Source organism: Companilactobacillus keshanensis (genome assembly GCF_003946205.1).
GTDB lineage: Bacteria > Bacillota > Bacilli > Lactobacillales > Lactobacillaceae > Companilactobacillus > Companilactobacillus keshanensis.
The window spans coordinates 1-2,068 of sequence record NZ_RHOS01000042.1; the positions used below are offsets into that span (position 1 = coordinate 1).

Annotated in this window: 3 protein-coding genes; 2 read left to right on the forward strand and 1 reads right to left on the reverse strand. The window is 32.4% G+C overall.

Annotated elements, in window-relative coordinates; all coding sequences use genetic code 11:
* Positions 1-179 precede the first annotated feature (179 nt).
* Together EKM64_RS11270 and EKM64_RS11275 are read left to right on the forward strand one after the other, a co-directional pair.
* Positions 180-746 carry a DUF536 domain-containing protein gene (locus tag EKM64_RS11270; RefSeq protein WP_062913471.1) on the forward strand — a complete coding sequence of 189 codons (567 nt, stop codon included), beginning with the start codon at positions 180-182 and terminating at the stop codon, positions 744-746.
* Positions 682-1,020, forward strand: coding sequence for a hypothetical protein (locus EKM64_RS11275; protein WP_125591207.1), 339 nt, complete (start codon positions 682-684; stop codon positions 1,018-1,020). The genes EKM64_RS11270 and EKM64_RS11275 overlap by 65 nt, the downstream gene beginning before the upstream one ends.
* Before the next feature lie 343 nt (positions 1,021-1,363).
* Here the strand turns inward: EKM64_RS11275 and EKM64_RS11280 are convergent, their stop codons facing one another.
* Positions 1,364-1,744: a DUF4430 domain-containing protein gene (locus EKM64_RS11280; protein ID WP_125591208.1), complete on the reverse strand. Its 381-nt coding sequence runs from the start codon at positions 1,742-1,744 to the stop codon at positions 1,364-1,366.
* Positions 1,745-2,068 lie beyond the last annotated feature (324 nt).

Sequence of the window (2,068 nt, forward strand, 5' to 3'; positions counted from 1 at the left end):
TGCTGTTAAAGCAACATTCATTGGTGGCAACAACCAGAACCAAATCAATTATAGTTTAGCTTGAAGATTGATACCTAAAGAAAACCAATCGACAACCAAGTTTAAGTTTTGCTTGTCGATTGGTTTTCTTGTCGTTTTTAACTTATAATTTAAGGCGGATTAATTAGGCGGTGAAACTATTGGGCAAGACTATTCGGCAACTTTCAGAAGAATTTAAATTGTCAAAACAAGCTATTAATCAACGTATTAATAGCATTAATGGCTTTCGAAGCAAACACACTTACAAAGTTAAAAACCATCTAGAAATAGACAACCAAGGCGTTAAAATGCTTGCTAATTTTGACAAGCAAAAACGACAAGAACGACAACCAAATCGGCAAGCTGAAAACGACAAGGACAAAAATATTGATCAGATCTTGCTGAAGCAACTTGATGTTAAAGATCAACAAATTGCAAATTTACAACAAGCCTTAGATCAGCAGCAAAAATTACAGATAGCAACGGTTGCAGAGAACCATCGATTAAAAGAACACGTTCAGAAACTGAGTGGCTTGTTTGAATCTTCTAGTGCTACTCATCAGCAACAATTAAACGACAAGGACGATACCTTGACGAATAGTTCTAATACCAGTCACATCAAGGATAAAAACGACAATCAAAATGAAAATAAAGTTGCTGAATATGGTAATAGACAAAAGAAAACATTTAAGAACAACACCAATAATAGTTGGTGGCATTTTTGGTGACAATCAGTGGCAGCAAGGCTCTGGATCTGTAGATGAAAAAATATTTGGATTTGTAAACAAAAGGCGTTTATATCAAAATGGTTTTAACCAATTGAGTCACGAGCCCAAACCTACTGTTGAATTTTCAGCATTATTTAATTCTTCATGGTGGATATATGGGTTGAAAAATACTATGGAAAATAATGATCTTGAAAAATATCCTAGAAAAAATGAGAAACAATATCAAGATTACTTTGATAACCTAAGAATAGATGGAGTGAAAATATTTTTTTGACAATTATGATTATTGGTGGTTTGGACTTTATTATTAAGAGCTCTATACAGGCATGCTTATTATGGATAGTGGCATTAATAGAGGTTCAGAAGGGCGAGAACAGATTTCATATGGGCATTCGCTGTTCATACAATAATAGCCGTTTCGTTAACAGCGACTAAATTAATCGATTTGTTAAAAATGATATTAATCTGGGATTTAGGTTATCCGATTTGTGAAAAAAGTGGTTGTATTGATCCTTAAAAATTAAATAAAAAGGTAGATTGTAAAATTACTTATTTATGCAAAAAAATATGAGATAAGGATATTGAATTTATCCTCATCTCATATTTTAATTTAATCATTAACCGTTATATTTTGATAATTTGAAAACAACTTTGTCTTTGTTGTGTAATTTCTTTTTGTCAGCTGAAACGTTAACTTGTTTGCCATTAACAGTGAATGTCCAGTAAATTTTCTTCTTGTTATTTTGTTTGTGACCGTCGATAGCTGTGATAAAGCCGCCTTTGTCGTTAACTTTCCAGCCTTTTTTAAGACCATCAGTAACAGTGGCATTCTCTTTCAATGTGATAGTTTTCTTGGCAATCTTCTTTTTATTCTTCTTCAAAGTGTAAGTAGCTTTGATATTCTCGGAAGACTTAGCTTGAACGGTTGTTGCAGTTGCTGGAGCGAATACCCCTAGTAACATTAATAATGACAATAAAAATGCTGTAATCTTTTTCATTATTTTCCTCCTCGATTTGTACAACGATTTTTATTATAACAAAGAAAAGGCAGACGAAAATAATAATTTAAAAACCATCCAATTAAATAAGGCACAAAAAAGGATGCTTAAGGATAAAGAAATATATAATCATTTCAATTTAGAAAATATTCCCAGTTCCATCAAAACGGAGCTAAACAAGATAGTGCATGACATCGATGACTAATACTTTAACACCAAACAGAAAGGGGCTATGAATATATAGGGGCTATAATTAACAAATAACCCCTCAAAAACACTGAAAGAATAGCCCCCAATATCTATAATGTAGATATTGGGGGCTAT